Source organism: Marinomonas ostreistagni (assembly GCF_016888445.1).
Taxonomy (GTDB): Bacteria; Pseudomonadota; Gammaproteobacteria; order Pseudomonadales; family Marinomonadaceae; genus Marinomonas; species Marinomonas ostreistagni.
Genome location: NZ_JAFEKF010000002.1, coordinates 131,531 through 146,010, shown reverse-complemented (window position 1 = coordinate 146,010; position 14,480 = coordinate 131,531). Strand labels below are relative to the sequence as shown.

Annotated in this window: 15 protein-coding genes; 12 read left to right on the top strand and 3 right to left on the bottom strand. The window is 49.4% G+C overall.

Annotated features, from left to right (window positions below):
* Positions 1-48 precede the first annotated feature (48 nt).
* The 9 genes from atpE to JQX58_RS06090 all read left to right on the top strand — a co-directional run bounded on the left by atpE (position 49) and on the right by JQX58_RS06090 (position 8,413).
* Positions 49-306 carry a F0F1 ATP synthase subunit C gene (gene atpE, locus JQX58_RS06130; RefSeq protein WP_087610906.1) on the top strand — a complete coding sequence of 86 codons (258 nt, stop codon included), beginning with the start codon at positions 49-51 and terminating at the stop codon, positions 304-306.
* Between the two features lie 60 nt (positions 307-366).
* Positions 367-837 carry a F0F1 ATP synthase subunit B gene (locus JQX58_RS06125; RefSeq protein ID WP_204145954.1) on the top strand — a complete coding sequence of 157 codons (471 nt, stop codon included), beginning with the start codon at positions 367-369 and terminating at the stop codon, positions 835-837.
* 11 nt (positions 838-848) lie between these two features.
* The gene (locus JQX58_RS06120) at positions 849-1,385 is read left to right on the top strand and encodes a F0F1 ATP synthase subunit delta (RefSeq protein ID WP_204145953.1); all 537 of its coding nucleotides are present in this window, start codon (positions 849-851) and stop codon (positions 1,383-1,385) included.
* A gap of 36 nt (positions 1,386-1,421) precedes the next feature.
* Positions 1,422-2,966 (top strand): F0F1 ATP synthase subunit alpha, encoded by a 1,545-nt coding sequence (atpA, locus tag JQX58_RS06115; RefSeq protein WP_204145952.1) that lies wholly within the window; start codon positions 1,422-1,424, stop codon positions 2,964-2,966.
* Between the two features lie 78 nt (positions 2,967-3,044).
* On the top strand, positions 3,045-3,908 hold the full coding sequence (gene atpG / locus JQX58_RS06110; protein WP_204145951.1) for a F0F1 ATP synthase subunit gamma: 864 nt from the start codon (positions 3,045-3,047) through the stop codon (positions 3,906-3,908).
* A 28-nt stretch (positions 3,909-3,936) separates the two neighbouring features.
* Complete coding sequence (atpD, locus tag JQX58_RS06105) at positions 3,937-5,313, top strand: F0F1 ATP synthase subunit beta (protein ID WP_204145950.1); 1,377 nt, start codon at positions 3,937-3,939, stop codon at positions 5,311-5,313.
* A 60-nt stretch (positions 5,314-5,373) separates the two neighbouring features.
* Positions 5,374-5,799 (top strand): F0F1 ATP synthase subunit epsilon, encoded by a 426-nt coding sequence (locus tag JQX58_RS06100; protein WP_204145949.1) that lies wholly within the window; start codon positions 5,374-5,376, stop codon positions 5,797-5,799.
* Positions 5,800-5,943: 144 nt separating this feature from the next.
* Positions 5,944-6,381, top strand: coding sequence for a F0F1 ATP synthase subunit epsilon (locus tag JQX58_RS06095; RefSeq protein ID WP_204145948.1), 438 nt, complete (start codon positions 5,944-5,946; stop codon positions 6,379-6,381).
* Positions 6,382-6,508: 127 nt separating this feature from the next.
* Positions 6,509-8,413: a propionyl-CoA synthetase gene (locus JQX58_RS06090; RefSeq protein ID WP_204145947.1), complete on the top strand. Its 1,905-nt coding sequence runs from the start codon at positions 6,509-6,511 to the stop codon at positions 8,411-8,413.
* Positions 8,414-8,517: 104 nt separating this feature from the next.
* On the opposite strand, the gene JQX58_RS06085 is transcribed toward JQX58_RS06090, so the two are convergent.
* Entirely contained in the window at positions 8,518-9,258 is a 741-nt protein-coding gene (locus JQX58_RS06085; RefSeq protein WP_204145946.1) for a TrmB family transcriptional regulator, read from the bottom strand.
* 243 nt (positions 9,259-9,501) lie between these two features.
* Between JQX58_RS06085 and tcdA the strand changes: the two genes are divergently transcribed.
* Together tcdA and JQX58_RS06075 are read left to right on the top strand one after the other, a co-directional pair.
* Positions 9,502-10,290 (top strand): tRNA cyclic N6-threonylcarbamoyladenosine(37) synthase TcdA, encoded by a 789-nt coding sequence (tcdA, locus tag JQX58_RS06080; protein ID WP_204145945.1) that lies wholly within the window; start codon positions 9,502-9,504, stop codon positions 10,288-10,290.
* Positions 10,291-10,329: 39 nt separating this feature from the next.
* Positions 10,330-10,914: a LysE family translocator gene (locus tag JQX58_RS06075; protein WP_204145944.1), complete on the top strand. Its 585-nt coding sequence runs from the start codon at positions 10,330-10,332 to the stop codon at positions 10,912-10,914.
* A 15-nt stretch (positions 10,915-10,929) separates the two neighbouring features.
* Here the strand turns inward: JQX58_RS06075 and JQX58_RS06070 are convergent, their stop codons facing one another.
* The gene (locus JQX58_RS06070; RefSeq protein ID WP_204145943.1) at positions 10,930-11,322 is read right to left on the bottom strand and encodes a SufE family protein; all 393 of its coding nucleotides are present in this window, start codon (positions 11,320-11,322) and stop codon (positions 10,930-10,932) included.
* Complete coding sequence (locus JQX58_RS06065; RefSeq protein ID WP_204145942.1) at positions 11,315-12,532, bottom strand: aminotransferase class V-fold PLP-dependent enzyme; 1,218 nt, start codon at positions 12,530-12,532, stop codon at positions 11,315-11,317. The genes JQX58_RS06070 and JQX58_RS06065 overlap by 8 nt, the downstream gene beginning before the upstream one ends.
* Positions 12,533-12,696: 164 nt before the next feature.
* Between JQX58_RS06065 and JQX58_RS06060 the strand changes: the two genes are divergently transcribed.
* On the top strand, positions 12,697-14,478 hold the full coding sequence (locus JQX58_RS06060; protein WP_204145941.1) for a GntR family transcriptional regulator: 1,782 nt from the start codon (positions 12,697-12,699) through the stop codon (positions 14,476-14,478).
* Positions 14,479-14,480 lie beyond the last annotated feature (2 nt).

Sequence of the window (14,480 nt, the reverse complement as noted above, 5' to 3'; positions counted from 1 at the left end):
GAATAAAACGCTTTAAACTTTAAAAAACTGTGATATTTAGGAGTTAAAATGGAAACTGTAGTTGGTTTAACTGTTATCTCTGTAGCAATCCTTATCGGTTTGGCTGCACTAGGTACAGCGATTGGTTTTGCTATCTTGGGTGGTAAGTTCTTGGAAGCAAGTGCTCGTCAACCAGAGCTAGCGCCTATGCTACAAACTAAAATGTTCATCGTTGCGGGTCTTCTTGACGCCGTTTCTATGATCGGTGTTGGTATTGCTTTGTTCTTCACTTTCGCAAACCCATTCATTGCTCAGGTTGCTGGCTAATACGTCGCTTTACTTTGAAGTGATCTATTAATTTTGAACGACTAGAGCGAGGATATTTGCGTGAATATTAATCTCACACTAATAGGCCAAGCTATCTCGTTTGCTATTTTTGTGTGGTTCTGCATGAAGTTCGTGTGGCCACCAGTGATTGCTGCGCTCGAAGAGCGTAGCAAGAAAATTGCAGACGGTTTGGAAGCAGCTAACCGTGCTTCACGTGACTTAGAGCTAGCTCAAGAGCAAGCGACTAAGACACTACGTGAAAGCAAGGAACAAGCGGCCGAGATTATTGAACAAGCCAACAAACGTGCTAACCAAATCATTGATGAAGCGAAAGAGCAAGCGCTAACCGACGGCCAACGCCTACGTGATGCAGCGCAAGCAGAGATCGAACAAGACGCAGCACGTGCTAAAGAAGCACTGCGTAGTCAAGTTTCAGCTCTAGCTCTTATCGGTGCGGAGAAGATTTTGGGCGCCAGCGTTGACGAAAAAGCACACAGCGAGATAGTTGAACAACTCGCCAAAGAGCTTTAAGCGAGGGTCATATGGCTGAATTAAAAACAGTCGCGCGACCATACGCCAAAGCAGCTTTTGAAGTCGCTCGTGAGCAGGGCCAAGTTGCAGAGTGGGCCAATATGCTAAGCATATTGGCTACTGCTACAACTGAGCCATCGCTAAGCGTAGCGCTTCAGAAACCAGCTTTTAGTGCGCAAGAGAAGGCAGCTGCTCTAGCGGAAGTGTGCAACGAAGTCGTTACAGATCAAGGTAAAGCATATTTGCTAAGCCTTGCTGAGAATAAGCGTTTAATGCTTCTTCCAGCGATTTCTGAGTTATTTGAACAGTTCAAATTGAATTACGAAAAAGCAGTTGATGTCGTTGTGACATCTGCCTTTGCGTTATCAACTGAACAAGAGCAAACACTGGCCGCATCACTAGCGAAAAAATTAGACCGTCACGTCAATTTAACTAGTGAAACAGACGCAAGCCTTATTGGTGGCGTGGTAATCCGTACCGGTGATTTAATCATCGACGGTTCAGTACGCGGAAAACTGGCGAAACTGGCCGAAGCGATAAACTCCTAGAGTTTCGTAATTGAAACTAGGGTTGAGGAATTTAGCATGCAGCAACTGAATCCATCTGAGATCAGCGAGATCATTAAGAAGCGCATCGAAACGCTAGATGTGTCTTCAGATGCCCAGAATGAGGGCACAATTGTCAGCGTTGCAGACGGTATCGTATTGATCCACGGTCTAGCTGACGTAATGTACGGGGAAATGATTGAGTTCCCTGGTGGTGTCTACGGTATGGCATTGAACCTAGAGCGTGACTCTGTAGGTGCCGTAATTCTTGGTGATTACCAAGAGCTTGTAGAAGGCCAAAAAGCAAAATGTACTGGTCGTATCCTTGAAGTACCAGTCGGTCCTGAGCTACTTGGTCGCGTTGTTGACGCACTAGGTAACCCAATCGACGGTAAAGGTTCTGTCGACGCAAAACTAACTGACGCAGTCGAAAAAGTTGCACCTGGTGTAATCGCGCGTCAAGGCGTAGACCAACCTGTACAAACTGGCTACAAAGCCATTGACTCTATGGTGCCAATCGGCCGTGGTCAGCGTGAGTTGATCATCGGTGACCGTCAAATCGGTAAAACAGCACTAGCTATCGACACTATCATTGCTCAGAAACACTCTGGCATTAAGTGTGTGTACGTAGCAGTAGGTCAAAAACAGTCTACTATCGCTAGCGTAGTACGTAAGCTAGAAGAAAACGGCGCAATGGAATACACAACTGTTGTGGTAGCGGGTGCATCTGACCCAGCTGCAATGCAGTTCCTTGCTCCTTACTCTGGCTGTTCTATGGGCGAATACTTCCGTGACCGCGGTGAAGACGCATTGATCGTATTTGATGACTTGACGAAACAAGCTTGGGCTTACCGTCAAATCTCATTGCTTCTACGTCGTCCACCAGGTCGTGAAGCCTACCCAGGTGACGTTTTCTACTTGCACTCTCGTCTACTAGAGCGTGCGTCTCGCGTAAGCGCAGACTACGTAGAGAAATTCACTAACGGTGAAGTTAAAGGCCAAACAGGTTCTTTGACTGCTCTACCTATCATCGAAACCCAAGGTGGTGACGTATCAGCGTTCGTACCAACGAACGTTATCTCGATCACTGACGGTCAGATCTTCCTTGAAACAAGTGCTTTCAACGCGGGTATCCGTCCTGCAATGAACGCTGGTATCTCGGTATCTCGTGTAGGTGGTGCAGCGCAAACGAAAATCATCAAGAAGCTAGGTGGCGGTATCCGTCTTGCTCTTGCTCAGTACCGTGAATTGGCGGCTTTCGCTCAGTTCGCTTCTGACCTTGATGATGCGACTCGTAAGCAACTTGAGCACGGTAAGCAAGTGACCGAACTGATGAAACAAGCACAGTTCAGTCCAATGCCAGTAGGTGAAATGGGCGTAATCCTTTACGCTGCCAACGAAGGCTACCTTGCGGATGTTGAAACAAGCAAAATTGCTAGCTTTGAAAATGCATTGTTAGGCTACATGAACAGTGAACACACTGATCTGATGGCTGACATCAACAAAACTGGTAAGTACAACGACGAAATCGCCGGCACATTTAAGTCAGCGATTGAGAAGTTTAAAGCGACGCAAACTTGGTAATGATTTCGTGGCTGGCTTGCCAGCCACTGATCATCTCTGCAGTTTGTGAATTAACATTCTCACAAGGGCAGGTCTAATATGGCAGTCGGAAAAGAGATACGCGCTCAGATTGGGAGCATTAACAATACGCGTAAAATTACCCGCGCTATGGAAAAAGTAGCAGCGAGTAAGACGCGTAAAGCTCAAGATCGTATGGGCTCTTCTCGTCCGTATGCAGATCGTATTCGTCAGGTGATTGGTCACTTGGCAAACGCGAATCTTGAGTATAAGCACCGTTACCTAAACGAGCGTGAAGTTAAACGAGTTGGTTACATCATCGTATCCAGTGACCGTGGTCTATGTGGTGGCTTGAACATTAATGCGTTCAAAGCTGCGATTAAAGACATGAAGCAGCACGTTGATGCAGGGGTCGAAGTTGAGATCTGTGCAGTCGGCTCTAAAGCTGTGTCTTTCTTCAAAAACTACGGTGGTAATGTTACGGCTGCGATTACCGGCCTAGGCGATGCGCCAGAAGCATCACGTCTAGTTGGTAGCGTAAAAGTAATGTTGGATGCGTTTGATGAAGGTCGCATCGACCGTCTGATGATGGTGTCTAACGAATTCGTTAACACAATGACTCAGAAGCCAGTTGTTGAACAACTTTTGCCGCTTAAAGCAGAAGAAAATGATCAACTGAAACACCATTGGGATTACATCTACGAACCCACTGACCCAGTTGAGATCTTGAATGATCTATTGGTTCGTTACATCGAATCTCAGGTGTACCAGGCCGTTGTTGAAAACATTGCGTGTGAACAAGCCGCTCGAATGCTGGCTATGAAGAACGCAACTGACAACGCGGGCAACATCATTGATGAGTTGCAGTTGGTATACAACAAGGCACGTCAGGCAGCCATTACTCAGGAAATTTCTGAGATTGTTGGCGGCGCGGCAGCGGTTTAAGGTATTTAGGTATTAAGAGGATCCGAACATGAGTAGCGGACAAATCGTACAGATTATCGGTGCGGTTATCGACGTGGAATTCCCACGTGATAGCGTGCCAAAAGTATACGACGCCCTCACTATCGAGGGTAAAGAGCTGGTGTTGGAAGTTCAACAACAGCTAGGTGACGGTATCGTACGTACTATCGCCATGGGTTCTACAGAAGGTCTAAAACGTGGTCTAGAAGTTCAAAACACTGGTCACCCAGTGTCTGTACCAGTTGGTACTCAGACTCTAGGTCGTATCATGGACGTTCTAGGTAACCCAATCGACGAGAAAGGCGCAATCGGTGAAGAAGAGCGTTGGTCTATCCACCGCGAAGCTCCATCTTACGCTGATCAAGCAAACAGCAGTGAATTGCTAGAAACAGGTATCAAGGTAATCGACCTTGTATGTCCGTTCGCGAAGGGTGGTAAAGTTGGTCTGTTCGGTGGTGCCGGTGTAGGTAAAACCGTAAACATGATGGAGCTTATCCGTAACATCGCGATCGAGCACAGCGGTTACTCTGTATTCGCAGGTGTTGGTGAGCGTACTCGTGAGGGTAACGACTTCTACCACGAGATGACTGAGTCGAACGTAATCGACAAAGTATCTCTAGTATACGGTCAGATGAATGAGCCACCAGGTAACCGTCTACGTGTAGCACTAACTGGTCTAACCATGGCGGAAAAATTCCGTGATGAAGGCCGTGACGTACTATTCTTCGTCGACAACATCTACCGTTACACACTAGCGGGTACTGAAGTATCAGCCCTTCTAGGCCGTATGCCTTCTGCCGTAGGTTACCAGCCAACGCTTGCAGAAGAGATGGGTGTACTTCAAGAACGTATCACGTCAACTAAGAAAGGCTCTATCACGTCTGTACAAGCGGTATACGTACCTGCCGATGACTTGACTGACCCTTCTCCAGCGACAACGTTCTCGCACTTGGATGCAACAGTTGTATTGTCACGTGACATCGCTGCGCTAGGTATCTACCCAGCAATCGATCCACTAGACTCTACTTCACGTCAGCTTGATCCACTAGTAATCGGTCAAGAGCACTACGATGTAGCGCGTGGCGTACAGATGGTTCTTCAGCGTTACAAAGAGCTGAAAGACATCATCGCGATCCTAGGTATGGACGAGCTTTCTGAAGAAGACAAGCAGACAGTAAACCGCGCTCGTAAGATCCAGCGTTACTTGTCTCAGCCTTTCTTCGTAGCGGAAGTATTCACCGGTGCACCTGGTAAATACGTTTCTTTGAAAGACACTATCCGTGGCTTCCAAGGCATCCTAAACGGCGAATACGATGAGCTTCCAGAGCAAGCGTTCTACATGATCGGTAGCATCGAAGAAGCCATCGAGAAAGCTAAGAAACTTTAATCCACGCGACGTCAGTGAGCTCAGGCTCACTGACTAAGCCTGACTTGAAAGAGGCAACTTATGGCTATCACGGTACAATGCGATATCGTAAGCGCTGAACAAGAGATCTTCTCAGGTTCTGTTGAGACTCTTGTGGCTGCAGGTAGTTATGGCGATCTAGGTATCTACCCAGGTCACGCGCCTTTGTTGACTACGTTGCAACCAGGCCCTGTTCGTGTGGTTAAGCAAAACGGTGAAGAAGAGTTTATCTTCGTATCTGGCGGCTTCCTTGAAGTTCAGCCACACCGTGTAACTGTCTTGGCAGATACCGCTGTTCGTGCGAACGACCTTGATGAAGCGGCAGCACTTGAAGCGAAGAAACATGCTCAAGATCTGTTGGATCAACAAAATGCAGACATGGATCTTAGCCGTGCCACGGCTGAGCTTGCGGAAGCCGTAGCGCGTCTACGTACTATCCAGCAATACCGTCACGGTACTGGCATCTAATTTTAGATGATCCATCTCTCAAAAAAGCAGCCTTAGGGCTGCTTTTTTTATGCCTATCATGTGCTGTGTTCATATTTTAACCATGATTAACGCGTACACTAGAGGCTCAATATCGCTATTCCTACGACCTAAGAGGGAGTTTTTATGAGTCGTTCTATTCAGTGTGACATTGTCAGCATCGACAGCACACTCTTTTCCAATGCCGTTCAGCATATCGTCGTCACCGCTAGCCAAGGCGACATGGGCATTTATCCGGGGCACGCACCACTGTTGGCGTTTTTAAAACCTGGCATCGCACGCCTCGTCAAAGATGACGGTAGCGAAGAAGTCTTGTATATCTCGGGTGGCTTCTTAGAAGTACAGCCTCATAAAGTCACCGTTCTAGCAGATTTTGCTGAGCGTGCTGGAGAGCTTGATGAAGAAGAAGCGTTAGCCGCCAAACAGCATGCCCAAGAACATCTAGGCGACTCCAGCAGTGACCTTGACCATGCTCGAGCGCTAAAAGAGCTGAATGAAGCTGTGGCACGCTTAAGAGCCATAGAGATGAATCGTCGTGAAGGTAGATTTGTCGACAATAATTAAAACTACACTCAAAATACGCCTTTAGTATTAGATTTTTAGGTTAAAAAATCGTCTATATTTGATTCTGACGTTTCAGATTGTCAACAATCTGAGTTTGGCAAAGAATAAACACAAAAGGTCTGCCTGCATGTCATATCAAATAGAATACCAACGCGCCTGTGCTGAGCCAGAAGCATTTTGGCGCGAAAAAGCGCGCGCATTAGAGTGGTTTAAATTTCCCCAAACCGTGCTGTCACAGGACGAGCACGGCATGGATCGTTGGTTTGCGGACGGCGCACTCAACACCTGCTACCTGGCCTTGGATTATCATGTTGCCAATGGCCGTGCTGAGCAAGCGGCGCTGATTTACGATTCCCCCGTTACCAACACCCAACACACCTACACTTACCAAGCGCTGCTTGAAGAAGTCGCGATCTTTGCGGGCGCTTTAAAACAGCAAGGTGTCGACAAAGGCGATACCGTCGTCATCTATATGCCGATGATTCCACAAGCGCTGATTGCCATGCTCGCGGTAGCGCGTCTGGGTGCGATTCACTCGGTAGTGTTTGGTGGCTTTGCTGCCCATGAGCTTGCAGTACGTATCGATGATGCCAAGCCGAAGGCCGTGATTACCGCCTCCTGTGGTATTGAAGTAAATCGAGTGATTGCCTATAAGCCACTGCTAGATAACGCGCTATCTCAAGCCGAGCACACGCCAAATATTTGTGTGGTGTACCAGCGCGAGCAGCAACTGGCTGAGCTGAACGGTCCGCATGACATGGCTTGGGACGATTTTGTGCGCGATGCTACCCCTTGTGACTGTACCCCAGTTAAAGGGACTGATCCGCTTTATATCCTTTATACCTCGGGTACTACAGGCAAACCTAAAGGCGTGGTGCGTGATAACGGCGGTCATGCAGTGGCGTTAAACTATTCCATGCAGGCGATCTATAACATGCAGCCTGGCGAGGTGTTCTGGGCGGCGTCCGATGTGGGCTGGGTTGTTGGACACTCTTACATTGTTTACGGCCCATTGATTTATGGCTGCACTACGGTGATGTACGAAGGCAAGCCTATCATGACGCCCAATGCTGGTGAGTTCTGGCGCGTCTGCAAAGAGTATGATGTTAAAGCCTTGTTTGCCGCGCCCACTGCATTTCGTGCGATTCGCAAAGAAGACCCCAATGCCGAGCTGCTTAACAAAGAAGACTTAGCGGGCCTTCGAGTCATCTTTATGGCTGGCGAGCGCTTAGACCCACCGACCTACGAATGGACCAAAGCGGTGACTGGCAAATGTATTGTCGATCACTGGTGGCAAACGGAAACCGGCTGGGCTATCTGTGCCAACCCCATTGGCCTTGAGATGAAAATAGCCAAACCAGGCTCTTCAACGGTGCCATCACCAGGCTTTCAAGTGTGTGTCTTGGATGATCAAGGTGAGCCGTTGCCGCCGATGGAGCAGGGCAGTATCGCCATCAAACGGCCGTTACCGCCAAGCTGTCTGCCGACTATTTGGGGCGATATTGAGCGCTTCAAATCAAGCTACCTGAGTGTCTACCCCGGCTATTACACCTCCGGCGATGGCGGTTACATCGATGAAGATGGCTATGTTTTCATCATGGGGCGTACCGACGATGTGATTAACGTAGCGGGTCACCGGCTCTCGACAGGCGAAATGGAAGAAGTGGTGGCGATGCACGATGCCGTGGCGGAGTGTTGTGTCATTGGCATCAATGATGACCTGAAGGGCCAGCTGCCACTGGGCTTGGTGCTACTGAAAAATGGCTACGAAGACCAAGCCGAACAAGTACAAGAAGAGCTGATCAAATTGGTACGCCAAGAGATTGGTGCGTTGGCTTGTTTCAAACTAGCCTTGGTGGTGCCCAAGTTACCCAAAACACGCTCCGGTAAGATCTTGCGTAAACTGTTGCGTCAGATCGCCTCAGGCGAAGAGTTCACCATTCCGTCGACCATCGATGATCCCAACAGTATCGATGATATCCGTGAACTGATGGCGGAGCGTGGCGTAATCGTTGAGAAGTTAGCGGGCTGATGCTGCAACCCACTCGCTGAGCAAGCCGATAACATGGTCCACCGCCATGTTAATTCACCTTGCCCGAGCTTCGGCTCGGGCTTTTTTATGGCGTTAAAAATGGGCTACAGCAGTCGCCAAAGAGTATCGAAGATAATCTGTTGCGCTTTCGCGATGTCGTTTGATTCCAAGACCACCGCTGACGGGAAGTTTTCTCGCGCCAGCGAAATGATGGCACATTTGGGCGGATAGATAGCGATGTAGCTGGCATCGACGCTGTCTTCGGTTTTGATCCACTTACGTTCGGAAAGCTCCGCATCTTCACCACCATCGCCAAGGGCGATGACTTTTACATTGATCCCCAGCTTTACCCGCTGCTTGGTATAGGTCGGAAACGGACGGTACAAATACGGTCGGATCGGTTTCGAGGAAAATACACAGTATTCTTTATGGTCTTGCTCGGACACCACGTTTAAAATATCGCGCAATACCCACTCGATTCCATCATCGCCTTCGTAATAACGCACATCGGTGTGATGGAAAGTCGGCTGGGACTGTATCAAGCTCGGAATGATCGTATGCTTGAGTGAGTCGATGGTCTTTTCAATGTTTTGCTTACGCTCCTCCGCGAGGTTAAGCAAAATATCAGGGTTCTCCGCCATAAAAAAACGGCGCTTACCCTTCGGAAAATAGCTCACCACACCTTTATTTTGCAGCTGCTTGAGCGATTCATAAGCGGAACCACGATTGACGCCTGACTGCTCAGCGATGTCACGAATCGACGCCGGCCCTAGTTTGAGCAGCGTTTGATATAAGGTGGTTTCGCGTTCGGTCAGACCGAGTTGTTCTAAGACTTGATGCAGCATAAACCCTAATTAATCGTAAATGTAGACGTTATCGAACATGGTAAGGTGCCGATGTATCGATCGCAGCTAAGATGAAGTTGTGTCATTGCAAGTACTTAGCCCATGGATGGGCGACCCGACCGTCGCGGACAGGGATGTCCGCCCGGTCGGTACTGCGATGACACAACGGAATCGTTGGTCAGCTAGATCAGACATTGCATCGTTATTCTGCCTTATCGGTAAGATTCTGCAAGGAGTTCAAGAGTGAGTGATGATCAGCGTTTTGGCGGGATTGCCCGCCTTTACGGTCAAACGGCCTATCAGGCGTTCAAGCAAGCGCACATTTGTGTCATCGGCATCGGTGGCGTGGGGTCTTGGTGTGCTGAGGCGTTGGCGCGTTCAGGGGTCGGCCAGATCACCTTGATTGATATGGACGATGTCTGTGTCACCAATACCAATCGCCAGATCCATGCCCTTGACGGCAACGTCGGTAAAGCCAAGGTAGACGCCATGGCGGAGCGTATTAAGCTGATCAACCCACAGTGCCAAGTGAACTGTGTCGAAGACTTTATCACCCCAGAAAACGTCGCTGAGCTGCTTGAAACGCCCTTTGACTACGTGATTGATGCGATTGATAGCCTAAAACCTAAAGCGGCTCTGATCGCTTGGTGTAAACGCAACAAGCGCAAGGTAATTACCGTAGGTGGCGCGGGTGGCCAGATCGATCCGACGCAAATTCAGATCGCGGATTTGTCACGTACCGAGCAAGACCCGCTCGCTGCCAAGCTACGTAACTTCCTGCGTCGTCACTATAACTTCCCTCGCAACACCAAACGCCGCTTTGAAATCGAATGTGTGTACTCATTAGAGCAACTAAAATACCCACAGTTAGACGGTACAGTTTGCGAACAACGTCAAAAAGGGGACACAGAAACTAAGATGAATTGCGATACGGGTTTCGGTGCCAGCACAGTGGTCACAGCAACCTTCGGCTTTGTCGCCGTGGGCCGAGTACTTGAGAAACTGGCGCAGAAGGCCAATCAAGCCTCTTAATAATTTAGCCGTAGCAGTGGCCGTAACAGTGGGAGTCACATGGAAAGTCAGTTAGCTTTTTTAGCCGTTTGTTTGGCCTCTGCCGCATCGCCAGGACCTGGTGGTTTGGCGGTGGTTAGCAACAGTATCAATCACAATCTGCGTCGTACTTTGCCAGTGATTATCGGTATTGCCACTGGGCTGATACTGGCCTCAGTGTTGGCAAACACTTGGTTACTGGCGGTGATTCATTCAAGTGAGCTGGCGTTTCAAATCATGACATGGCTATGCAGCGGTTATATTGCCTATTTAGGATGTAAGGCTCTGTATTACGCCAACAGTGAAATGACCATTGCTGCTCAAGGCTATGGCTTCAAAAATGGCGTATTGATTTCACTACTGAACCCGAAAACCTTGGTGTTTTTTGGTGCGTTGTTTCCGATGTTTATCCCTGACAATGGCAGCTTTGTACGCTATGCGGTGTTGCTAACGCTGGAGTTAGTACTGATCACCTTGGTCATTCATATCTTGATCTCAGCCGCGATCGATCGAGTGTCGCACATTCTGAAAAATCACCTAGTGCTGATTAATCGTCTTACCGGTGTGATGTTTATCGCATTAGGGATCAGTGGTTTTGTCTTTTAGCAAAGCAGATACAGATTAGGCCTGAATCTGCTTAAGAATGCCTAAAATCCCATTGGTGCGCGAGCTAGTGAGGTAACTTGAGAGGTTAAACTGACTCAGTTCTGCAGCCAGATCCATCGCTTGCAGCTCGGCTTTGCTGCGGCCGTTGGCAAGGCTTAAGATCACCACTAACACACCGCGCATTAGCTTAGCGTCGCTGTCGGCTTGAAAGGTACAGATGCCATTGTCTTGCTGCTCAATAAGCCAAACGGCGCTTTCACAGCCTTTGACCTTATGCTCATCGGTCTTATCTGCGTCACTGAGTCGCTCAAGCTGTTTGCTAAGGCTCACTAACTCTTTAAAGGTCGCTTCTTTGCTGGTGCAGGTGGTTAGTCGTGCTTGAATGGCGTCGCGGTCAAATTCAGTCATCACCTAAGATCTCTATGGCTTCGAGTAAAACATCACAGAAGCGGCGCGCTTCAGACAGGGTATTATAACAAGCAAATGAAGCTCGTAGGGTGCTGCTAACGCCCAGTTGTGCCATCAGCGGATGAGCACAGTGACTGCCCGCCCGAACGGCAATACCTTGGCTGTCTAGGTAGCTGTTTAAATCGAGCGTATGAATGCCCGGTACGCTCAGCGACACCACAGTGGTATCGCTGGCAGGGGAGTAAATCTCGATGTCGGTGTTGAACTTGAGTTCATCAAAGACGTAGCGTGCCAGCTTTTGTTCCCATTCGATCATGCCTTGGCGATCTTGCGCCGCTAAAAAATCACACGCTGCGGCGAGGCCAATCACGCCTTCGATATTTGGCGTGCCAGCTTCTAGGCGGTACGGTAAGACGTTAAATTCGGTACTGTTGTAGGTTACATGGCTGACCATCTCACCACCGGTTTGCAGTGGCGTCAGCACTTCTAAGGCATGAGGCTTACCGTAGAGTACGCCAATCCCCGTAGGGCCATACATTTTGTGGCCTGAAAAGGCATAAAAGTCACAGTCGAGGGCTTGAACATCGACTGAGTAGTGAGCAATCGCTTGCGCGCCGTCGACCAAGGTAAAGGCGTTTACCGCTTTGGCGGCGGCCAGCATATCTGTAATCGGCGTCTTAACACCTATGGCGTTTGAGACTTGAGTACAGGCAAAAATACGAGTGTGTTCGTTAAAATAGCGCTCGTACTCCGGCTCCCACTCGCCCTTGGAAGTAAGCGGTAACACGCGCAAACGCGCACCGGTACGAAACGCTAGCTGTTGCCAAGGGACTAAGTTGGCGTGGTGTTCAAGGCTAGTAATGAGAATCTCATCGTCCGGCTTCAGACACCATTCGAGGCCATAAGCGACGCGGTTAATCGAATCGGTCGTGCCTTGGGTCCAGATCACATGGTCCGCTTGCGGCGCATTGATAAAGCGAGCCACACGGTCGCGGGCGTGTTCAAACTGTGCAGTGGCGCGATCGCTTAAGTAATGGGCACCGCGATGAACATTGGCATTGCTGGTGGTGTAGTAGGCGATCAAGGCATCCAACACTGCTTGCGGCTTTTGTGTGGTGGCGGCGTTATCTAAGTACACCAAGGGATGCTCGTGAGCCTCCATGGCTAAGATAGGAAACTCATCGCGAAGTTTATTGGCGTCAAAAATCATACGCTCCACACAGCTGTTGGTTAAAAGACCGTTAAATTGTACCTTAAATTTGGCTGAAGGCCCTATCTAGCGGCCTTTTGCACGATATTCACTTGTTATTTTAGCCTGATTCGCTAAGGTTTCTAACAGAATGTAAAAATTAACTCAGGAAAGGTACAGACGACGTGGCGGACTTTTTATATCAGGGCGTAGTGGACTGGTTTTTAGAGCAGATGAGCCAAGGCGAGTTAACGCCTGGTGATAAGATGCCGTCGTTACGTAAACTGGCCAAACAGCTGGAGTTAAGCTTAAACACTGTCATTCATGGCTATGAGATTCTAGCCGAGCAGGGCTGGATTGAATCGCGGCCAAAATCAGGTTATTTCGTCTGTCATAAACCTTCGGCTAAACAGGCTCATTTACTCGCTGGCGATCGGATCGCTGAGTTTGAGGCAAGTCTTGCCAAGAAAATGCCATGGTCGGCTTTGTCCCATCGAGCCGCCTTAGTGGATCAAAGTGATGAGTTCTTATTTCCGGTACATAAAGCCGGCGAGCCAGATCTACCAGTACTGGGCAAAGGCCACTTAGCCGTACGTGAAGCCGTGAGTGAACACTTACGTAAGATTGCGATTAAAGCCCATCCTGCGCATATTTGGCTTGGACGTTCGCCATTGGCGATGTTTACCCAAGCCCTGCAAACGCTGACTCAAGCGGGCGATAAAATCCTTGTCATCACGCCCTGTGATCCACGCCTGACGTCGACCGGACTAAGCCTTGGACGCGAGGTCGTCACCTTAGCTGCCGGTGAGCGCGGGGTGGATTTGGATGAGGCGGTGCGCTGTTTGCGCGACGATGACATTCGCCTTGTGGTATTCCCAAGCCAGTTTGGCTTTCCCGCGGGCATTGAAATCTCTAACTTAAGCTTACGCCGCTGGTTAGCGATTCTTCAGCAGGTGGATATCCCGGCGATCGAATGGGACATGACCTCGCATCTTGGCTACAAAAATGCACCCTTGATGACGTACAAGTCGTTAGATGAGCGCAACCAGATTGTTTACATTGGTGGTCTCGAATCAAAAGGCGTCGATCGCAACGCGGCATGGTGTTTGCCAAGCCAATACAGCGCCTTAGAAGGTGCGTTATTAAGTGCTGATTTAGCGCTTAGCGATCCACAACAACAGGCATTGATCGATGCGCTTGAATCCAACACCAGTAAACATGCGCTGGGGCGCCGCGCGCGTCAGATTTGGTCGCTAGCAGAAAAAGCTAAAAGCACCTTAGAGCAGACCTTGGGTGATTGGGTAAGATTTGCCCCCGCCAAAGGTGGCTTGGCGCTATGGTTACAGCTAGAGCAACCGTTATCCGACGATCAACTGACGCAACTGCTGGCCAAGCACCGCCATGGACTCGTGCCTGGGGAGCTGCTTGCGGCGCAGGCAGATGCCAAACATTGGCTGGCGGTCAATGTGAGCTATGACGGATTGGAGGCTTTGGCGGCACAGTTACACCATGTGAAACAGTCACAGACTGCGGTGCTGGTTGAGCCTGAATCTGAGCCTGCAATGGAAGATTCTCTCGCTGAGAGTACGATCGATGAGCCAGTATTAGACGATGCTGAGACGCTTGATCATCTTGCTGAGGCTCCAGTTACATCAGAGCAAGACGCGCTGGCGGCTGATATGGCAGAAGCCGAGCAGTTGTTAGAGCAACAGACTGCGAGCATTGAGGCGCTTGAAGAGGTTATGGATCAAGACCTGATGCTCGCGGATGAAGACGAAGCCGTGCTAGAAGCCGAGCAAATGGCGCAAGCGATAGAGCACGCCGAGGCCGATGTGCCCACCGATGAGCTGATGGCTGAAGCGGAAGCCGCTGACACTGTACCTGACGAGGCCAAAGACGATGAGCAAGAGCCTACCAAAACGGTTTATAACCCGATGTTGGATTTGATCAATCACGATTTTGGCTAATA

Bases quoted from the DNA above. Each gene is read 5' to 3' on its own strand.
- atpE (WP_087610906.1), top strand. From the start codon at position 49: ATGGAAACTGTAGTTGGTTTAACTGTTATCTCTGTAGCAATCCTTATC.
- JQX58_RS06120 (WP_204145953.1), top strand. From the start codon at position 849: ATGGCTGAATTAAAAACAGTCGCGCGACCATACGCCAAAGCAGCTTTT.
- atpA (WP_204145952.1), top strand. From the start codon at position 1,422: ATGCAGCAACTGAATCCATCTGAGATCAGCGAGATCATTAAGAAGCGC.
- atpG (WP_204145951.1), top strand. From the start codon at position 3,045: ATGGCAGTCGGAAAAGAGATACGCGCTCAGATTGGGAGCATTAACAAT.
- atpD (WP_204145950.1), top strand. From the start codon at position 3,937: ATGAGTAGCGGACAAATCGTACAGATTATCGGTGCGGTTATCGACGTG.
- JQX58_RS06100 (WP_204145949.1), top strand. From the start codon at position 5,374: ATGGCTATCACGGTACAATGCGATATCGTAAGCGCTGAACAAGAGATC.
- JQX58_RS06095 (WP_204145948.1), top strand. From the start codon at position 5,944: ATGAGTCGTTCTATTCAGTGTGACATTGTCAGCATCGACAGCACACTC.
- JQX58_RS06090 (WP_204145947.1), top strand. From the start codon at position 6,509: ATGTCATATCAAATAGAATACCAACGCGCCTGTGCTGAGCCAGAAGCA.
- JQX58_RS06085 (WP_204145946.1), bottom strand. From the start codon at position 9,258: ATGCTGCATCAAGTCTTAGAACAACTCGGTCTGACCGAACGCGAAACC.
- JQX58_RS06075 (WP_204145944.1), top strand. From the start codon at position 10,330: ATGGAAAGTCAGTTAGCTTTTTTAGCCGTTTGTTTGGCCTCTGCCGCA.
- JQX58_RS06070 (WP_204145943.1), bottom strand. From the start codon at position 11,322: ATGACTGAATTTGACCGCGACGCCATTCAAGCACGACTAACCACCTGC.
- JQX58_RS06065 (WP_204145942.1), bottom strand. From the start codon at position 12,532: ATGATTTTTGACGCCAATAAACTTCGCGATGAGTTTCCTATCTTAGCC.